This is a genomic window from Vogesella oryzae (assembly GCF_902829295.1).
Taxonomy (GTDB): Bacteria; Pseudomonadota; Gammaproteobacteria; order Burkholderiales; family Chromobacteriaceae; genus Vogesella; species Vogesella oryzae.
Genome location: NZ_CADEPL010000016.1, coordinates 37,220 through 56,880 on the forward strand (window position 1 = coordinate 37,220; position 19,661 = coordinate 56,880).

At 61.5% G+C, this 19,661-nt stretch carries 12 protein-coding genes; 3 read left to right on the forward strand and 9 right to left on the reverse strand.

Going from position 1 to position 19,661, the window contains the following annotated elements:
- Positions 1 to 61: 61 nt before the first annotated feature.
- Both HU218_RS06000 and HU218_RS06005 read right to left on the reverse strand, forming a co-directional pair.
- The gene (locus tag HU218_RS06000; RefSeq protein ID WP_174874032.1) at positions 62 to 2,467 is read right to left on the reverse strand and encodes a putative inorganic carbon transporter subunit DabA; all 2,406 of its coding nucleotides are present in this window, start codon (positions 2,465 to 2,467) and stop codon (positions 62 to 64) included.
- Positions 2,460 to 3,920 (reverse strand): NADH-quinone oxidoreductase subunit L, encoded by a 1,461-nt coding sequence (locus HU218_RS06005; RefSeq protein WP_174874033.1) that lies wholly within the window; start codon positions 3,918 to 3,920, stop codon positions 2,460 to 2,462. The genes HU218_RS06000 and HU218_RS06005 overlap by 8 nt, the downstream gene beginning before the upstream one ends.
- A gap of 95 nt (positions 3,921 to 4,015) precedes the next feature.
- Between HU218_RS06005 and HU218_RS06010 the strand changes: the two genes are divergently transcribed.
- Positions 4,016 to 4,903, forward strand: coding sequence for a LysR family transcriptional regulator (locus tag HU218_RS06010; protein ID WP_217450730.1), 888 nt, complete (start codon positions 4,016 to 4,018; stop codon positions 4,901 to 4,903).
- Between the two features lie 377 nt (positions 4,904 to 5,280).
- On the opposite strand, the gene HU218_RS06015 is transcribed toward HU218_RS06010, so the two are convergent.
- The 6 genes from HU218_RS06015 to rluD all read right to left on the reverse strand — a co-directional run bounded on the left by HU218_RS06015 (position 5,281) and on the right by rluD (position 14,255).
- A complete protein-coding gene (locus HU218_RS06015; RefSeq protein WP_174874034.1) occupies positions 5,281 to 6,567 on the reverse strand; it encodes a hypothetical protein in 1,287 nt (428 codons plus the stop codon).
- 73 nt (positions 6,568 to 6,640) lie between these two features.
- A complete protein-coding gene (locus tag HU218_RS06020) occupies positions 6,641 to 7,723 on the reverse strand; it encodes a ribonucleotide-diphosphate reductase subunit beta (protein ID WP_174874035.1) in 1,083 nt (360 codons plus the stop codon).
- A gap of 89 nt (positions 7,724 to 7,812) precedes the next feature.
- Positions 7,813 to 8,391: a hypothetical protein gene (locus HU218_RS06025; RefSeq protein WP_174874036.1), complete on the reverse strand. Its 579-nt coding sequence runs from the start codon at positions 8,389 to 8,391 to the stop codon at positions 7,813 to 7,815.
- A 616-nt stretch (positions 8,392 to 9,007) separates the two neighbouring features.
- Positions 9,008 to 11,869, reverse strand: a complete 2,862-nt coding sequence (locus HU218_RS06030) for a ribonucleoside-diphosphate reductase subunit alpha (RefSeq protein ID WP_174874037.1) — start codon at positions 11,867 to 11,869, stop codon at positions 9,008 to 9,010.
- A gap of 537 nt (positions 11,870 to 12,406) precedes the next feature.
- On the reverse strand, positions 12,407 to 13,141 hold the full coding sequence (pgeF, locus tag HU218_RS06035; RefSeq protein WP_174874038.1) for a peptidoglycan editing factor PgeF: 735 nt from the start codon (positions 13,139 to 13,141) through the stop codon (positions 12,407 to 12,409).
- Positions 13,131 to 14,255: a 23S rRNA pseudouridine(1911/1915/1917) synthase RluD gene (gene rluD, locus HU218_RS06040; protein ID WP_174874039.1), complete on the reverse strand. Its 1,125-nt coding sequence runs from the start codon at positions 14,253 to 14,255 to the stop codon at positions 13,131 to 13,133. Before rluD ends, pgeF begins: the two co-directional genes overlap by 11 nt.
- A gap of 168 nt (positions 14,256 to 14,423) precedes the next feature.
- Between rluD and HU218_RS06045 the strand changes: the two genes are divergently transcribed.
- The gene (locus tag HU218_RS06045; RefSeq protein ID WP_174874040.1) at positions 14,424 to 15,215 is read left to right on the forward strand and encodes an outer membrane protein assembly factor BamD; all 792 of its coding nucleotides are present in this window, start codon (positions 14,424 to 14,426) and stop codon (positions 15,213 to 15,215) included.
- A 61-nt stretch (positions 15,216 to 15,276) separates the two neighbouring features.
- Here HU218_RS06045 and HU218_RS06050 read toward each other — a convergent pair whose 3' ends face one another.
- Positions 15,277 to 15,615 (reverse strand): P-II family nitrogen regulator, encoded by a 339-nt coding sequence (locus HU218_RS06050; RefSeq protein ID WP_174874041.1) that lies wholly within the window; start codon positions 15,613 to 15,615, stop codon positions 15,277 to 15,279.
- Between the two features lie 150 nt (positions 15,616 to 15,765).
- Between HU218_RS06050 and purL the strand changes: the two genes are divergently transcribed.
- Complete coding sequence (gene purL / locus HU218_RS06055) at positions 15,766 to 19,647, forward strand: phosphoribosylformylglycinamidine synthase (protein WP_174874042.1); 3,882 nt, start codon at positions 15,766 to 15,768, stop codon at positions 19,645 to 19,647.
- Positions 19,648 to 19,661 lie beyond the last annotated feature (14 nt).

Here is a 19,661-nt window from a genome sequence, read left to right on the forward strand (position 1 = left end):
CAAGCAAGGCAACCGCCGGTAAGCGGTGCCGTTCTGAACACCGGCAATTGACGATGGCCATCTAGCCGGTGAACGCTACCGGCAACCAGCCTGTACGCGTTTTCTGTCGTAGCTGGCCGTTAGCCATGCTGTACAGGTACAGCCAGTCATTGGACACCAGCTGCTGCACGGCAGCCACCCGCGCCAGTGCCGCGTCGAGCAGCTCCGGCGGGGCGTCGATACACACCGCCAGCCGCACGGCCTGGTGGCGCCATTGCCGGCCATCGTGCACCGACTGTCTGGACAGTCCGATGCGCAAGTCGCCGCTATTGCCTTCAAACACGCCGATGCGGCCGCCCACCACGTTGTGCAGCACCTTGTTGCCACTGCCAAAGCGTTGCGGATCGCACACCGCTGCGTAGTACTGCATGTTGATCCAGTGAGCCACTACCAGCGGCCCGGCCAGGATGCCTGCCAGCGTGCTGCCATCTGCATCCTGCTGCCAGTGATATTCCTGCAGGAAGGCGCGGCCGCCGAGCGACAGCCCGCGGGTGCGGCGGCGTGGCGCGGCAATGAAGAAGGCATTGTTGGCGAGGCCCCATTCCGGCCGGGTTTCCGCCCAGTGATGGCCGCGCTCGCGCAGCATGGATAGCGCGTGATGGTCCTGCTGCGGCAGGGTTTCGCCGCGCTGTATCGCCCGCTCGCGCCGGGCGGTGGCCTCCACATCGGCCAGCAGCGGCCGCAGGGCGCGGGCGCGCTCTTGCGCCTGCGGTGGCAGCTTGTCGTGGACCAGCAGCTGCAGTTCGTCGCTGTGGGTGAGGTGCAGCGCCGGCAGGAAGCTGGTGCGCTCCGGGATGACCATACCGTTGGCCGCAAGCGCCTGGCGGATGTCGTCCCGGTTAAGCCATTCGGCCAGCAGCATCACATGCAGGTGGCCGCCATGGCCGCCGCATGCGCCGCATTGCAGGCTGGACGCATGCGGGTTATTGCTGCTGTGGCTGGCATGGCCGACCAGCAGGATAGTATCCGGCAGCGGCGTGCCCAGCCCCATGGCCGGTAGCAGTCGCTGCAGCTGCGCGCAGAGGGTGGCCATGTCCAGCGCGCGGGTCGCCAGTTGTGCCGCGTGGGCGTCCTGCTGCAGCCAGGGGTCGAGCTGGCTGAGCCGGGCGGCGCTGCGGCGCGGCCAGCTCTTGCGGAACAGCTTGCCCAGCTTGGCCAGCCCGGTGCTTTCCACCAGGGTAAACGACGACAGCGGCGCGCGTTCGAAGTGCTGCCAGCTATCCAGCGCCGGAGGGGTAGAGGGCAGGGTGGCATCCCATTGCGGTGCCAGCAGGCCTGGCAGCCGCGCCTGGCCGTGGTCGGCACTGTCGTGGTGGATGGCCAGCGGCAGGCCGAAAAAGCCGGCAAAGCCGCTGGTGCTGCAGCCGGGAATCCGGCTTTCCAGCGCGCGGCGCATGGCCTCGGAGCGCACATCGATGCAGAACACCGCATGCAGCGCAGCCGGGCCGGCCTCCGGCGGCGTGGCCGGGCTGTGCTGTAGCTGGCGCAGCAGCGGCAGGTGGGTGGAGAGTTCTGCCGCACGCTGCCATACCAGTCCGGCTTGCGGGTTGGCCGCATGGCTGTCTTGTTGCCATGCCGCCTGCCAGCGTTGCCAGTGGCTGCCGGCATCACGCGCGCCGTCGTCCAGCAGGGTTTCCCACGCCAGCTGTATGGCAAGCAGCGCATGCAGATGGCTGTCCTGCTCGCCTTGCAGTTCCCGCTGCCAGCCCAGGTAGCGGCACCATGCGGCCCAGCCGCCATTGCGCAGCAACAGCGCATGCAACCAGTCGCCTTGCCAGGCAGGGGCCGGCTGCAGCTGCGTCATGGCGGTGGCGATCATCTTCTCTGCGCTTGCCGGCAGTGCAGCCAGCCGGTGGCGAATGCTGGCGGCCACTGCCGGCCGTGGCGTGGGCAGCGGTTGTTGCAGCATCTCCTCGCGCCAGGCCTGGTACAGATTGCGATCGCGATCCGGCTGCCATTCTGCCTGGTGGCGGTCGAACCAGGCGGCGCAGCACTGGCTCACCTGCTGGATGATCACGCTGCGCCATGACTGCAGGCCGCTATGGCCGGCGCTGTCGGTACGCAGCTCGCTCTGCAGCGGCAGCGCTGTTACCGCAGCCTGCTCGTCGGCGGTTGCGGCCAACCATGCCGTTGCTTGCTGCCGGATGCCGTGTGCGTCCAGTGCCTGCTGCAGGGCGTGCAGCTTGATCTCGCTGCCGTCCAGCGCGGCGCGATAGTGGTCAACAGGCATGTGTAGCGGACTGGCTGCCACACGCTGCAGCAGCGCGGCGGCGTTGGCGAACGGCAGCTGGTGCAGCCCCCAGTAAGGCGAGCTGGCGAGCTGGCTGTCCAGCGGCCAGGCTGGCGCAATGCGGGCCAGCGCGCTGGCGACGGCATCTGTCTGGCGGCTGGTGCTAGCCGTGGCGGGGCGAAGCAGGGTTTCAGTCATGAGGTGCTCCTTGGGCGGGCTGGCGTGGGGTGAGGGCGTGGCGGCAGCGCTGGGTGAAGCCCACCCACCACTCATCCAGATACAGGCCGCCAAAGGCCAGCGCGTACAGGCGGTGGGAAAGGGGGTGATGCGGGTGCCAGGCCAGCCAGCCCTGCAGCAGGTACAGCGCAGCAAAACCGGCAGCCAGCAGCCATTGCAGCAGCGCGAAAGTCTGGGCGTGATCGCCCTGTAGTGCGGCGAACAGGCTGTGCAGCAACAGGTAGAGCTGGCACAGCAGCAGTGCTGCCAACCCGCCGCGCAGGCTGCCGCACAGCGGTGCCAATCCCAGCCCGATGATCACGATCAGCACCAGTGGCGGGGTGGGAATGTGGGTAGCAAACTGCTGCCAGACGGCAATACTGGCAGCCAGCAGCAGCACGCCGGCTACGCCATGCCACAGGTGGTGCAGCGGTGGAATTGGCTTGGCCGCGGCGGGGCGCTGGATACTGCTGCGAACCTGGTTGCCGGAGCTGAGAAAGGCATGCGCCTTGTAGGCGGAGTGCGCCGCCAGGTGCAGCAGTGCCAGCGAATACAGGCCCAAGCCGCACTCCAGCACCATGAAACCCATCTGTGCGCAGGTAGACCACGCCAGTCGCAGCTTGATGCTGATGCGGGTCAGCATCACCCAGCTGGCCAGCGCGGCGGTCAGCCCGCCCCACAGCGCCAGCAGCATCGCAGCAGCAGGTACCGCCTGCCAAAGTGGTGCCAGCTTGATCAGCACGATGCCGGCCAGATTCACCACCCCGGCATGCAGGAAGGCGGAGACCGGGGTCGGCGCTTCCATTACCTGGGTCAGCCAGCCGTGAAACGGCAGTAGCGCGGTCTTGATCACCACCGCCAGCACCAGCAGCAGCGCCGCCACGATGCGCAGCCATTGCTGGGGGCTTTCGTCCAGCGACATGCCTGCGTCGCTCAGCAGCAGTGAGCCGGTGGCCAACAGCATCAGCCCGCCGGCTACCAGCAAGAGCAGCTCGGCCAGCCGGCTGGCCAGTGATTCACGCTGTGCGGCCAACACTGCCTGTGGCCGGTCCGGGTAGTAGGTCAGCAGCTGGTGCAGCGCGCGGCTGGTAATGGCCCAGCCCAGCAGCAGCGTCAGCCAGTCCAGGCTGGCAACGACCAGCGTGGCACCCGCCAGCAAGCCGCCACTGGCGCGCAGAAAGCGCGACTGTCCGGGCTCGCCCTGCAGGTAGCGGCGTGCAAAGCGCAGCACCACCCAGGCCAGCAGCTGGATCAGCAGCTGGAACAGCATCGGGGCGGGCGTGGTAGCGAGGCGGAGCAGCAGGGCGGCGGCCAGTGCGCCGGTTGCCGCGCAGCCGATGGCTAGCTGCCAACGTCGGGGCTGCGACAGCGGCAACAGCAGCGGCAGCAGCCATAACAAGGCCAGCAAATAGTGGGGAGTAAACAGGGCAGACATGGTTGTCGCTCGCGAATGGAATCGGGCGCAACTTTGCATGCAAAAAAACGTTCCGTAAAATACATTAAAGCGGACAAATGCATCGGTAAAAACGAATGATAAATCGCCTGAATTTTCATCACCTGTACTACTTCTGGTCGGTGGCCAGCGAAGGCCATCTCACGCGCACGGCCGAGCGGCTGCATATCTCGCAGTCGGCGCTGTCGGCGCAGATTCGCCAGCTGGAGCAGCAGCTGGGCACACCGCTGTTCCTGCGCGAGGGGCGCAAGTTGCACCTGACCGATATGGGCGTGAAAGTCATGCGCTATGCCGAAGCGATTTTCTCGCTGGGCAACGAGTTGATAGCCGCCACCCAGGATGGCGAAGGCTGGCGCGGCAGCACGCTGCGCATCGGCAGTGTGTCGACACTGTCACGCAACTTTGTAGAAGGATTCCTGCAGCCGGTGCTTGCCAGCCGCGAGGTAAAGCTGGTGCTGGAAGCCGGCGACCTGGATAGCCTGCTGGCGCGCTTGAGCAGTTATGAGCTGGATGTGGTGCTGAGCAACCGCCCGGTCATTGCCGACGACAAGCACCCGTGGCGCTGTCGCACGCTGGCACGACAGGCGGTGTACCTGGTGGGGCCGCCGCGGCCTGCCGGTGAAGATTTCGACCTGGTGCGCGATCTGCCGGAGCAGGCTCTGGTACTGCCCAGCGCCAAAAGCGAGATCCGCGTGCGCTTTGACCTGATGTGCGAGCAGATGGGGATCCAGCCAAGCATTCATGCCGAGGTAGATGACATGGCCATGCTGCGACTATTGGCTCGCGACTCCGGCTCGCTGGCTCTATTGCCTGCCATTGTGGTGAAGGACGAGCTGGATCGTGGCCTGCTGCAGCTGTACTGCTCGGTTCCCGGGGTGGAGGAAACCTTCTACGGCATTACCGTGAAGAAGCGTTTCGAAACAGAGCGCCTGCAACGCCTGTTCGTACAGTTTGGCGCTAGGTAGCGCCCCGGCTGCCGAGCCGAAAGCGTTGCGGTAGTTATCTGCCCGAGGTGGTGACGTTTAGCTCCTTGGCACTTTGCAGCAAGGGTTTTTCAAGAAACCGGCCGGGCAACAACACTCGTAAGCACTGTTTGTTACCTGTTCCGACGGTGCGTCCTGGGAGCAAGGGGGCAGGCAGGTTGGCCGCATGATTTGTCGGCGAGTCGGGTAGGAAGGGTGGCGAGTTGAGAGTGGTGGTACGCCACGTGGGTGGCAAATCCCCGGATGTGCTGCGCTTATCCGGGCTACGGGTGGCAGAAAAGGAAAGCCCGGAACGGTGTCCGGGCTACTTGCTATTTGCCATTCCCCATAAGAGCGAGTGGCAATTTTTTGATTATCTGTTAAACGTTAATTCCCACGTCTTCTTTAATTTCATTAATATCTTGGTGTGCAAGCCAGAGAAGAAACCCTCTATCAACAAAATTCAATTTTTTCTGCGTTTGATCATAGTCAACAACGATAGGCTTGATGTCCTTTTTTACCTGAAGGGAGGATATGGAGTTTAATGCCTGAGTAATATTTCCAGGATTCAGGTCATGCCCTCTGGGGTGTTTCTCTCTTAGTACGGTGCGGAAGCTTCTATACAAAATTCCGCTCGATATTTCATCGATGTTCTCGCTTAGTATTGGGTACAACATCCACTTGAACATCTCCAACTCTGTATCCTGAAACCCTTCTGACAACCCAGTTATGAAGGCGTTGTACCGAGCGGATTGCTCATCAACAATTTCTTTTATTAACTGTCTTGCCGCCAGCCCAGCTCCAACTGTGGGATTGTTTGCCACGGTCGCGTTGACCCCATCTTTGGCGCAAGCTCGGCGACAGGCCTCCTGTACAATGTAAATGCTACCTCTGCTACCTTCTACAACCTGATCAACAAAATTTGGGTCAAATGATACGCCAAGCAGTGCGGCCCCGTCAGAAATTACCTTTTCTAGCTCTTCTTTTGACCAAGTGTCCGCATTTACGGAAACCACTCGACCAGTTAAGTCACCGTTGTAGATAATTAATTTATTGTCCTCGAGCCAAACTCCAACAATAACAAAAATATAAGGAGAAGTTTCGTGAAACGCCTTTAATGTAAAGGAGAAGCTCTTTTGGCTTTCAGGGGTCAGGTAGTGAAAATCTTCGAGAACGATTATTTTGTCAAAATTAATGCTTTTTAATGCCGCAATAATGTCATTAACATCTTCTAGATCAATTTCCATAGGCTGACTAACGATCTTGAGCTCGCCCGTATTTTCTTTTTCGCCCCCGGCCGAAATCTCAATCCCAATCAACCTACCCTTAAAAAGCGCGGAGGCTTTCATTTTCCCACTTGTGGTTTTGGTTGTTGACTGAGTTAATTCAAAGCCGGCGCGTTTTAATATGCTGGAATTCAAGCCCGCCAAATCAAGATTATTGGTGCACTGCACCATAATATAATCATCTGTAGCTAGGCAGTGTTTTCTTAGGCAGGTTTTTCCTTGCTTGGAGCTGCCATAAATTACAACATGTTTGTTTGTTCTTATGCATGCATTAAATTTGCCATCAACCCCTTCGCGTTCCACATAGTTGAGTGGAATGTCCCGAGAGAGACCAAAAACATCGTCTCGTTGGTAAATTTTCTCAGCAAATAAGCTATTCATGGCAGAGCCTTGGTTAAAAAAGCACACAATCAGTGTGCTTTTTGCGTAGAACAATGTCAACAAATATGAAATTTTAATCCCAGCTCAGCGCCCCGCCAGTCTGGTACTCGGTCACACGGGTCTCGAAGAAGTTCTTTTCCTTCTTCAGGTCGATCATTTCGCTCATCCACGGGAAGGGGTTGTTCACGCCGGGGAACATCTGCTCCAGGCCGATCTGCTGCATGCGGCGGTTGGCGATAAAGCGCAGGTATTCCTTGAACATGCTGGCGTTCAGGCCCAGCACGCCGCGCGGCATGGTGTCTTCGGCGTAGGCATATTCCAGATCCACGGCCTTCTTGAACAGCTCGGTGATTTCGGCCTTGAAGTCTTCGGTCCAGATTTCCGGCTGTTCCAGCTTGATGGTGTTGATCAGGTCGATGCCGAAATTGCAGTGCATGGATTCGTCGCGCAGGATGTACTGGTACTGCTCGGCAGCGCCGGTCATCTTGTTCTGGCGGCCCAGCGCCAGGATCTGCACGAAGCCGACGTAGAAGAACAGGCCTTCCATGATGCAGGCGAACACGATCAGCGACTTCAGCAGCTTCTGGTCGTTTTCCAGGGTGCCGGTCTTGAATTCCGGGTTGCACAGTACGTCGATGAACGGAATCAGGAACTCGTCCTTGTTACGGATGGACGTTACTTCGTGGTAGGCGTTGAACACTTCGCCTTCGTCCAGGCCCAGGCTTTCCACGATGTACTGGTAGGCGTGGGTGTGGATGGCTTCGTCAAAGGCCTGGCGCAGCAGAAACTGGCGGCATTCCGGGCTGGTGATCTGGCGATAGGTGCCGAGCACGATGTTGTTGGCCGCCAGGCTGTCGGCGGTCACAAAGAAGCCGAGGTTGCGCTTGACGATGCGCATTTCGTCTTCGGTGAGCTGGCCGGTTTTCCACTGTTCGATGTCGCGCTGCATGTTCACTTCTTGCGGCATCCAGTGGTTGGCGCACTGCGCCAGGTATTTTTCCCATGCCCATTTGTGCTTGAACGGCACCAGCTGGTTTACGTCGGTGGTGCCGTTGATCACCTTTTTGTCTACCACGTTGACACGGTTGGTGCCGTGCGCGTCCATGGAGTTGCTCGGGGTGGCGGCGGCCAGCGGGGTATCGTCAAAGCTCAGCATGTTTGCTCCAGTTATTCTTTAAAGTTGCTTGGGTGTTTCGCTTGCGGCCAACGTTGCCGTTGGCCGCAGATGTTTGGTGTTGCTGGCGGCTAGTAGCCGCGGCCAACCTTGCCGCTAAACGGCTGCAGCACGATGGCGCTCAGGTCGTTTACTTTCCACACGCGCTGCATGTGGCCGAAGTCACGTTTCTGCGCGTCGTTAAATTCCACATCCGGCCGGTAGTCCAGGTTGAAACGGATTTCGCCCAGGTACACGGTTTTGCCCGGCTGGATGTCAAAGTTCTTGTCCAGCCGGAAGCTGGCGTGGCCCGAGTAACCGAACGGCCATCTTTCCGGATCGTCGTTCCACTGCGCATAGGCCCGTTGCAGCTGGTAATGGCCGGCGGGCAGGGTCAGCAGTTGCAGCTTGCCGTCTACCGGTGTCATGCCTTCTGCGCCAAACACGGTATCGGTGCCGAAGTTGGCGTACACGGTGCCTTGCAGCCCGTTATCCAGCCCGCGCCAGCCAAGGTTGGCCGTGGCGTAGTTGGGGTTGTAGGTGCGCGCGGTCATGGAAAACACGGCGTAACCCAACCCCGCCGGAGGTTGCAGGCTGCCGTGCAGCTGGTCCGCCATGGTGCTGCAGCCGGCCAGCAGGGCGGCCAGGCACAGTGTCAGTAAGCGACGCATGGTTGTCTCCTTGGTGACAGGTGTCACTGCGGTTGGACTGGCTGGTTGGAACCGGGTTCGGTGCATCCTGCAGCCGCCTCGCGGGAAGCGGCTGGGAGATGCAGCTTGGCCGCATGCGGCCAACCAAAACACTATCTGGTGTGACATTCCCTACTACAGAATGCGCAACCGTCTGAGTTTTTGTAGCGAGCAAGAACTCTTGCGCGAGCTAGTGCCATCTTACAACTGGCAAAAACACCAAGAAATTCGGCTTCCTTGGGAAAGTACATGCAACCTTCTCGGTGAACTTCGTGCTCACCGCTGGGTTGCGGGTTTGTATTGACATAGTAACGTGCCATTTAGCAGCCCCTGTCTTGTTCAAATAATGTGGGTGTGAACCAGCCAAGACACGTGATAACATCGCTGCGCTTTCCAAAGCAGCATTCCTTCACTCGTTTGGCGGGAGGTTTGCTCGAAACCCTCAACGTTCCCGCGTTGGGGGTTTCGCCTTTTCTGGACCTAGTTTCCTTGGCCCATTTTCAAATCGACTGCACACAATCGGCTTGAAGATGGGGGTTGGCCGCATGCGGCCAACCTTGTGAGGGATGCGGCCTTGTGGCCGCATCCCTGTCACGACTTACTGGCAGCTCTCGCAATCCGGATTGTCGATAGAGCAGAACTTGGCATCGGTAGCCGGAGTGGTATCCACCACGGCGGCCGGTGCGGCTGCTGCGGCCGGGCCGGAGGCAACGGCGTTCAGTTCGCCGCCACGGCCGGTGGATTTCTCCGCCGAGCTGGCGCCCAGGGTGCGCAGGTAGTAGGTGGTCTTCAGGCCCTTCACCCAGGCGTGCTTGTACAGCTCGTCCAGTTTCTTGCCCGATGCGCCAGCCATGTACAGGTTCAGCGACTGCGCCTGGTCGATCCACTTCTGGCGACGGGAGGCGGCTTCCACCAGCCAGCGCGGGTCAACTTCAAACGCGGTGGCGTAGATGGCTTTCAGCTCGGCCGGTACGCGGTCGATGCGCCCCAGGCTGCCGTCGAAGTATTTCAGGTCGGCGACCATCACTTCGTCCCACAGGCCCAGTTTCTTCAGGTCACGCACCAGGTATTCGTTGGTAACGGTGAACTCGCCGGACAGGTTGGATTTCACGAACAGGTTCTGGTAGGTCGGCTCGATGGAGGCGGACACACCGATGATGTTGGCGATGGTCGCGGTCGGGGCGATCGCCAGCACGTTGGAGTTGCGCATGCCGTGCTTGGCGATGCGGTCGCGCAGGCGGCTCCAGTCCATGCGTTCGGTGCGGTCCACTTCCAGATAGCCGCCGCGCTCGGCTGCCAGCAGGTTGATGCTGTCGTGCGGCAGGATGCCACGATCCCACAGGCTGCCCTTGTACGACGGGTAGCGGCCACGTTCTTCGGCCAGCTCGGTGGAGGCGAGGTAGGCGTGGTAGGCCACGGCTTCCATCGATACGTCGGCAAATTCCACCGCGGCTTCGGAAGCGTAGGCAATGCGCATCTGGTGCAGGCAGTCCTGGAAGCCCATGATGCCCATGCCCACCGGACGGTGCTTCAGGTTGGAGTTGCGCGCCTTCTTCACCGGGTAGAAGTTGATGTCGATGACGTTGTCCAGCATGCGCAGGGCAACTCGCACGGTGCGGCCAACCTTTTCGGTATCCAGTTCCAGCTTGCCGCCGACGTCTTTCATGTGGCGGGCCAGGTTGATGGAGCCCAGGTTGCACACGGCGATTTCGTCGTCGTTGGTGTTCAGGGTGATTTCGGTACACAGGTTGGAGCTGTGGACCACGCCCATGTGTTGCTGCGGGCTGCGCACGTTGCACGGATCCTTGAAGGTGATCCACGGGTGGCCAGTTTCAAACAGCATGGTCAGCATTTTGCGCCACAGGCTCAGGGCCGGAATCTGCTTGAATACTTTCAGCTCGCCACGGCGGCCTTTTTCTTCGTAGGCGGTGTAGGCCTTTTCGAATTCCTTGCCCACCAGGTCGTGCAGGTCCGGGCACTCGGACGGCGAGAACAGGCACCAGTCGGCACCTTCCATCACGCGCTTCATGAACAGGTCCGGAATCCAGTTGGCGGTGTTCATGTCGTGGGTGCGGCGACGGTCGTCACCGGTGTTCTTGCGCAGCTCGAGGAATTCCTCGATGTCGGCGTGCCAGGTTTCCAGGTAGGCACACACCGCGCCCTTGCGCTTGCCACCCTGGTTGACTGCCACGGCGGTGTCGTTGACCACTTTCAGGAACGGCACCACGCCTTGCGATTTGCCGTTGGTACCCTTGATGTGGCTGCCCATCGCGCGCACCGGGGTCCAGTCGTTGCCCAGGCCGCCGGCAAACTTGGACAGCAGCGCGTTTTCCTTGATGCCTTCGTAGATGCCGTCGAGGTCATCGGCGATGGTGGTCAGGTAGCAGCTGGACAGCTGGCTGCGGCGGGTGCCGGAGTTGAACAGCGTCGGGGTGGACGACATGAAATCGAAGCTGGACAGCACGTTGTAGAACTCGATGGCGCGGTCTTCGCGGTTCACTTCGTTCAGTGCCAGGCCCATGGCGACGCGCATGTAGAACGCCTGCGGCATTTCGATGCGGGTACCGTCCACGTGCAGGAAGTAGCGGTCGTACAGGGTCTGCAGGCCCAGGTAGCCGAACTGCAGGTCGCGTTCCGGCTTCAGTGCGGCGCCCAGTTTTTTCAGGTCGAACTCGCCCAGTTTTTCATCCAGCAGCTCGGCGGCAATGCCTTTCTTGATGAAGTCCGGGAAGTACAGCGGGTAGTGGGTGTCCATCTCGGCCTGGCTGATGGCTTCGCCGAGGATTTCCAGACGGATATTGCCCAGCAGCAGGCGGGCGGTGACGTAGTCGTAAGCCGGGTCCTGCTCGATCAGCGCGCGGGCAGCCAGAATGGCGGACTTGTTGACTTCTTCTTCCGATACGCCGTCGTAGATGTTCTTCAGCGTCTCGGACAGGATGGCGTCAACGTCGGTGTTGGCCAGTGCCACGCAGGCGGCTTCGATGGTGGCGCGCAGTTTGGCCACGTCCAGCGGCAGCTTGCGGCCGTCCTTGCGGACCACGTTGATCTGGATCTGGTGCAGCGCTTCGCCACGCGCGGCGCGTTCTTGCGAGCGCTGTTCGCGGTACAGCACGTAGGCGCGGGCCACGTCGTGCTCGCCGGCACGCATCATGGACAGTTCGACCTGGTCCTGGATGTCTTCGATATGGATGGCGCCGCCTTCCGGCTTGCGACGCATCAGCGCATTGACCACGCCTTCGGTGAGCTGCGCCACTTTTTCGCGGATGCTGGCGGAATTCACGCTCTCGGCACCCAGCACGGCCAGGAAGGCCTTGGTCATGGCAATGGAGATTTTCACCGGTTCGAACGGAACAACGGCGCCATTGCGACGAATGGTCTTGTACTGGCTGAAGTCCGCCTGCGGTGCGGCGGCGCGACCCAGTTCGGCGGCGGTGTTCGCTTCGGTAGTGGTCAGTGGCATTGTTTTTCCCTCGTGGTGGGGTTCGGGTTATTCGATCGACCTGACGGCCCGCTTGGGAGTCGCTAACAAAACCGCTGCGGCGGGTTGAGGGCAGCGGCTGTCGGCAGGGGCCGGGCTTTGTTAGCGACTCGTTGGCGACGGCACGCTGGCAGATAGCCAGAATACGGCGCGAAACGTAGTGACTGGCTGTGGACAATTCTGTTGAAAAGCTGTGTGCCAGTTGTGCACAAACACAATATAGTGGGTTTGGCAGCAAGAACGACGCAAATTCTAGTGGTGAAGCGAGGCGGGAACAAGTCTTGACACGCCGCCGAAAAACCGAAATTCAAGCCAGTATTGGCTTAGCGGCCCGTTATAAATTTTCGGGGTGCCAGGCCACGGCTGTGACGCGAATGCGACATGCCTGTTGCATCAAGGCTTTGCGGCCGGTGTGGTTTGGTAGCGGGAGTGGCGGGGCAAAAGGGCTGTGGCAATTTGGCGACGCCCAAAAACAGGAAAGGGCGGCAGTGGCCGCCCTCTGGACACAAGATATTGTGGTTAGCTGATCCAGATCAGACTGGCCATGCGGCCAGTCACGCCATCGCGACGGTAGGAGAAGAAGCGGTTGCGTTCGATGACGGTGCAGGCGTCGCCGCCGTAGATTTCGGTTACGCCGAGTGCGGCCAGCCGCTGGCGTGCCAGCAGGTAGATATCGGCCAGGTACTTGCCGTCGTCAATCGGCTGGAAGGCTTCCACGGCGTGGATGTCGTGCGCCAGAAAGGCGTCGCGCACCTCGGCGCCGACTTCGAAAGCATCCGGGCCGATGGCCGGGCCCAGATAGGCGACAAGGTTGGCCGCAGGTTCGTTCATCGCCTGTACGGTGGCCTCGATCACGCCATTGCACAGCCCGCGCCAGCCGGCGTGGGCCGCGCCCACTACCGTGCCGGCGCGATCTGCCAGCAGTACCGGCAGGCAGTCGGCGGTCATGATGGCGCACACCACGCCCGGGGTGCGGCTGAAGCTGGCGTCGGCCTTGGGTTTGCTGCCGGGGGCCACGGTGGCGGCGTCGACCACCACCGTGCCGTGCACCTGTTCCAGCCAGGCCGGGTCGGCGGGCAGGTGGTCGCGCAGCGCCGCACGGTTGGCGGCAACGTTGGCCGGACTGTCGCCAACGTGGTCGCCCAGGTTCAGGCTGTTATACGGGGCCGGGCTGACGCCGCCGCTGCGGGTGGTGATCAGGCTGCCGACGTTGGCCGCAAGCGGCCACTCCGGTGTGATCCACTCATGGGACATAGTGCACCTCTACGTCGTAATCGTCGTCGTCCCAGTCGTCATCATCGTCGTCGGAGAGCTCGGCGGCCTTGAGTGCCTGCTTGGCGTTGGCCGCGGCCTGCTTTTCCTCTGCCTCGGTGCGCAATGCTTCCAGTACCGCTTTCATGTCGTCCGGCACCGGCGCTTTCCAGCTGCGGGTGATGCCGGTGGCCGGGTGTACCAGGGCCAGGGTGTAGGCGTGCAGTGCCTGGCGCCCCAGCTGCTTGATGGCGGCATCGACGGTCTCGCTACCATGGTGGCGCGGGTTGCCGTAGACCGGATCGCCGGCCAGCGGGTGCTTGGCCTCGCGCATGTGGACGCGGATCTGGTGGGTGCGGCCGGTTTCCAGCTTGCATTCCACGTAGCTGAAGTCGGCAAAGCGCTCCAGTACCCGCAGATGGGTGATGGCCGGCTTGCCGCCGAAGCGCACCACGGCCATTTTCAGGCGGTTGTGCGGGTCGCGGCCGATCAGGGTTTCGATCTTACCGTCGAACGGTACCACGCCGGTGGCGATGGCGCGGTAGACGCGCTTGACGCTGCGTGCCTGCAGCTGCTGCACTAGATTGGTCTGCGCCTGCAGGCTGCGGGCTACCACCATCAGGCCGGAGGTGTCCTTGTCCAGACGATGCACGATGCCGGCGCGCGGAATGGCGGCCAGCTCCGGGTAGCGGTACAGCAGGCCGTTGAGCAGGGTGCCGCTCCAGTTACCTACCGCTGGGTGCACCACCATGCCGGCTGGCTTGTTGACCACGATCAGGTGCTCGTCTTCGTACAGCACCGGGAAGTCCACCGGTTCCGGCTGGTAGTTTTGCTCGTCCGGTGCGCGCACGATTTCCAGGTCGATGACTTCGCCGCCCAGCAGCTTGGTCTTGCCGGCAACGATTTTGCCATCGAGCTTGACCTTGCCGTCCTTGATCCATTGCGTCATGCGGCTGCGCGAGTAATCCGGCAGCATTTTGGACAGCGCGCCGTCCAGGCGCTCGCCGCCGAGCTCGTATGGCACGGTCAGCTGCTTCAGCTCCGCAACAGGTTCGCTGCCGGTATCCAGTGTTTCATCGTCCAGCAACTCGTCGCCGAGCATGTCTTGTTCGTTCATGGTGTTGGTGCGTGTTCTTCTAAAGGAGTGATTTTAAAGGTTTCGGCCGGGGTTGTCCTGCCGGCCTGCGTGCTGTCCGCCGGTAATGGTGTGGCGGTGCGGTGGCATGGGGCGTGCGCGACCGTCTGTTTTGGTTATAATCGTGCGCAGTCTAAACAGGGACGTCTCATGAAAAAACGCTTTGTATCCTTGCTCGTCGCGGTGTTGCTGGCGGGTTGTGCCACAGTGGACACGCAGGATGAAACCCGTGGCTGGTCGGTAGACCGCCTTTATTCCGAAGCCCATGACGAGCTTAATGGCGGCAACTATACCCGCGCCATCAAGCTGTTTGAGACGCTGCAGGCCCGTTACCCGTACGGCAAACATGCCCAGCAGGCGCTGATGGAGCAGGCTTATACCCATTACAAGGATGGCGAGCCGGAGCTGGCGGTGGCTGCGGCCAACCGTTTTATCCGCCTGTACCCGGCGAACCCCAACGTCGACTACATGTACTACCTGAAGGGCCTGGTGTACTACAACGACGACAACTCCTTCCTGTCGCGCATGACCGGTCAGGATATGAGCGAACGCGATCCGAAAGCAGCGCGTGATTCCTATGCTGCCTTCCGCGAACTGATTGTACGTTTCCCGCAAAGCCAGTATGCCGAGGATGCCAGCGCGAAAATGCAGCGGCTGGTGGTGGCGCTGGGAGGTAACGAGATGCATGTGGCGCGCTACTACATGAAGCGTAGCGCCTGGATGGCGGCAATCGGCCGTGCGCAAACCGTGCTGAAAGAGTACGGCAATACTGGCTACAACGATGAGGCCCTGGCAATCATGGTGGTGGCTTACGACAAGCTGGGCATGAAGGACCTGAGTCAGGACAGCCTGCGGGTGCTGAAGCTGAACTATCCGCAAAGCCCGTTTGCTGCCGGTGAATGGCGCACCAAGGAGCAATCCTGGTGGAAATTCTGGGGTTGATTGTGGCTTTGCCATAAAAAACGGCGCCTTCAAGGCGCCGTTTTTTATTGGTTCGCGCTGGTTAGACCGCGTCTTCGCCAGTCTCGCCGGTGCGGATGCGTACCACCTGCTCCACGGAGGTGACGAAAATCTTGCCGTCGCCAATCTTGCCGGTGCGGGCGCTGCTGACGATGGACTCGATGGCGCGGTCAACCAGATCGTCGGCAATGACTACCTCGATTTTTACTTTCGGCAGGAAGTCCACCACATATTCGGCGCCGCGATACAGTTCGGTATGGCCTTTCTGGCGGCCAAACCCCTTAACCTCGGTGACGGTCAGGCCATTGATGCCGATCTCGGATAGCGCCTCGCGCACTTCGTCGAGCTTGAACGGCTTGATGATGGCTTCGATCTTTTTCATTTTCGCAACTCCTTGATTTTTATTGGCTAACCGGGTGGGCGGCATCGCGGCTGTCAGACAATAATCTGGATGCGGCCTTAAAAATATGAGGGATTCCGTGTATTATGACGCGCTTTCCTGATCCTTGTCTCTCCTTGTTGCGGGAATCCAATGTCGCACATTCTCAAGCTGCGGGGCGGTGCTGCCCTGTCCCAGTTCCGACTTGATAAACTCCTCCAGGCCGCACGCGAAGCGGGTCTACCCGATCTGACTATCGCCGCGGAATACTGGCATTTCGCCGAAAGCGAAGCGCCGCTGACCGAGTCGCAAGTCGCCGTTCTGGAAAAACTGCTGACCTATGGCGAGCCGCCGCTGGCGCAAGAGCCGACCGGCGAGTTGTTCCTGGTTACCCCGCGTCTGGGCACGCTGTCGCCGTGGGCTTCCAAAGCCACCGATATCGCCAGCCACTGCGGCCTGGAAGTTATCCAGCGTATCGAACGCGGTATCGCATATCGCGTGCAGTCCGCATCCGCATTGAACACCGAGGCTCGCCAGCGTCTGGCGGGCCTCTTGCACGATAGAATGACCGAAACCGTGTTGCCGTCGCTGGAAGACGCGGGCCGCCTGTTCGTGCATGTCGATCCGCAACCGCTGACCACCGTGGACATCCTCGGCGGCGGCAAGGCCGCGCTGGATGCGGCCAACGCCGACATGGGTCTGGCGCTGTCGCCGGACGAAGTCGACTACCTGGTGGAAAACTTCATCAAGCTGGAGCGCAACCCGAGCGACGTCGAGCTGATGATGTTCGCGCAGGCCAACTCCGAGCACTGCCGCCACAAGATTTTCAACGCCCAGTTCATCGTGGATGGCGAAGAAAAGAGCAAATCGCTGTTCCGCATGATCCGCGATACCCACGACGCCCATCCGCAGGGCACCCGCGTGGCGTACAAGGACAATGCTTCGGTGATCGACGGCGCCACCATCGAGCGCCTGTACCCGCAGCCGGGCAGCAATACCTACGCCTTCAGCGAAGAGCCGACCCATATCCTGATGAAGGTGGAGACCCACAACCACCCGACCGCCATTTCCCCGTTCCCCGGTGCTTCCACCGGTAACGGCGGTGAAATCCGCGACGAAGGTGCCACCGGCCGTGGTTCGCGCCCGAAGGCGGGTCTGACCGGTTTTACCGTGTCCAATCTGAACATCCCGGGCTTCGAACAGCCATGGGAAAGCCCGGATTACGGCAAGCCGGGCCGCATCGCCTCAGCACTCGACATCATGCTCGAAGGTCCGATTGGCGGCGCCGCATTCAACAACGAATTCGGCCGTCCGAACCTGGCCGGTTACTTCCGTACTTTTGAAGAAGACTTCCAGGGCGAGCGTCGCGGCTACCACAAGCCGATCATGATCGCCGGTGGTCTGGGCAGCATCCAGGAACAGCAGATCTTCAAGAACGAGATTCCGGAAGGCGCGCTGCTGATCCAGCTGGGCGGCCCGAGCCTGCTGATCGGTCTGGGCGGTGGTGCGGCATCCTCGATGGATACCGGTGCCAACAGCGAGAACCTGGACTTCGACTCGGTACAGCGCGGCAACCCGGAAATCGAACGCCGCTGCCAGGAAGTGATTGACCGCTGCTGGCAGCGCGGTGCGGCCAACCCGATCGTGTCGCTGCACGACGTGGGTGCCGGCGGCCTGTCCAATGCCTTCCCGGAACTGGTAAACGACGCCGGCCGTGGCGCCATCTTCCACCTGCGCAAAGTGCATCTGGAAGAAAAGGGCATGACCCCGATGCAGATCTGGTCCAACGAATCGCAAGAGCGTTACGTGCTGGCCATCCTGCCGCAGGATCTGGAAGTATTCACCGCCATCTGTGAACGCGAGCGTTGCCCGTTCGCGGTGCTGGGCGTGGCCACCGATGACGGCCACCTGCAGGTACGCGACGACTACTTCGACAACAACCCGGTGGACATGCCGCTGAACGTGTTGCTGGGCAAGCCGCCGCGCATGACCCGCGACGTGAAGAGCAAGGTGGTGACCACCGCCGCGTTCAATGCCGCGCAGTACGAGCTGAAAGAATCGGCCTACCGCGTGCTGCGCAACCCGACCGTGGCCGACAAGAGCTTCCTGATCACCATCGGCGACCGTACCGTGGGCGGCATGACCGCGCGCGACCAGATGGTCGGTCCGTGGCAGGTGCCGGTGGCCGACGTGGCCGTGACCACCATGGGCTTCAACACCACGCTGGGCGAAGCCATGGCGATGGGCGAGCGCACCCCGGCTGCCCTGTTTGATGCCCCGGCTTCCGGTCGCATGGCGGTGGGCGAGTCGCTGCTGAACCTGGCTGCGGCCAACGTGGGCGAGCTGGGCAACGTCAAGCTGTCCGCCAACTGGATGGCCGCTGCCGGCCACCCGGGTGAAGACGCCAACCTGTACGCCACCGTACAGGCGGTATCCGAGATTTGCCAGAAGATCGATGTCAGCATCCCGGTGGGCAAGGACTCGCTGTCGATGAAGACGGTTTGGCAGGATGGCGACGAGAAGAAAGCCGTCACCGCGCCGCTGTCGCTGATCATTTCCGCGTTCGCGCCGGTGGCCGACGTGCGCAAGACCGTTACTCCGCAGCTGCAGGCCGCCGACAGCGCGCTGCTGTTGCTGGACCTGGGCGCCGGCAAGAACCGTCTTGGCGGTTCCATCTTTGGCCAGGTGTGGAAAGACCTGTCCGGCCAGACGCCGGACGCCGACGATGCAGAACAGCTGGCCGCCGCCTTCACCGTGATCCAGTCGCTGGTGGACGATGGCAAGCTGCTGGCCTACCACGACCGTTCCGACGGTGGTCTGTTCGCGACCCTGGCCGAGATGTGTTTCGCCGGCCATCTGGGCGCGCAGGTTGAACTGTCGGCGCTGACCGGCGGCGATGCGGCCAACGTCAACGCGGTACTGTTCAACGAAGAACTCGGCGCCGTGCTGCAAGTGGCTGCCGACGAGATCGACAACGTGCTCAAGCGCTTCGACATCATGGGCCTGTCGGCACTGGTGTCGGTGATCGGCATGCCGTCCGACGATGGCGTGCTGCGTCTGGTGCATGGCGAGCAGGAGCTGTTTGCCGAAAGCCGCATCGCCCTGCAACAGGCCTGGTCCGAGACCAGCTACCGCATGCAGCGTCTGCGTGACAACCCGGCTGGTGCCGACAGCGAATACGCGCAGATCGCCGATGCCGGCTCGCGCGGCCTGTTTGCCGAGCTGACCTTCGATACCGAAGAAAACCCGGCGGCACCGTTCATCGCCACCGGCGCGCGTCCGCGTATCGCCATCCTGCGCGAGCAGGGCGTGAACGGCCAGATCGAAATGGGCGCCGCGTTCACCCGCGCCGGTTTCGAAGCCGTCGACGTGCACATGTCCGACATCATTGCCGGCCGTGTGCAACTGGCCGACTACAAGGGCCTGGCGGCCTGCGGCGGCTTCAGCTACGGCGACGTGCTGGGCGCCGGCGAGGGCTGGGCGAAGAGCATCCTGTTCAACAGCCAGGCACGCGAGCAGTTCGAGGCCTTCTTCGGCCGCGGCGATACCTTCGCGCTGGGCGTATGCAACGGCTGCCAGATGATGTCCAACCTGTCGGACATCATCCCGGGTGCGCAGTACTGGCCGAAGCTGAAGCGCAACGCTTCCGAGCAGTTCGAGGCACGCTTCGCCATGGTGGAAGTGACCGAGTCGCCGTCCATCTTCCTGCAGGACATGATCGGTTCCAAGCTGCCGGTGGTGGTGTCGCACGGCGAAGGCCGCGCGGTATTTGCCCCGGGTGCCCAGGCACAGGTGCTGACTGCACTGCGCTACGTGGACTTCACCGGCCAGCCGACCGAAGCCTACCCGCTGAACCCGAACGGTTCGCCGGCCGGCATCACCGGTGTCACTACACCGGACGGTCGCTTCACCATCATGATGCCGCACCCGGAACGTGTGTTCCGCAGTGTGCAGAACAGCTGGTACCCGCAGTCCTGGGGCGAGAACGGCGGCTGGTTCCGCATGTTTGCCAGCGCCCGTCGCTGGATCGGCTAAGCCGGCCCGGCCTG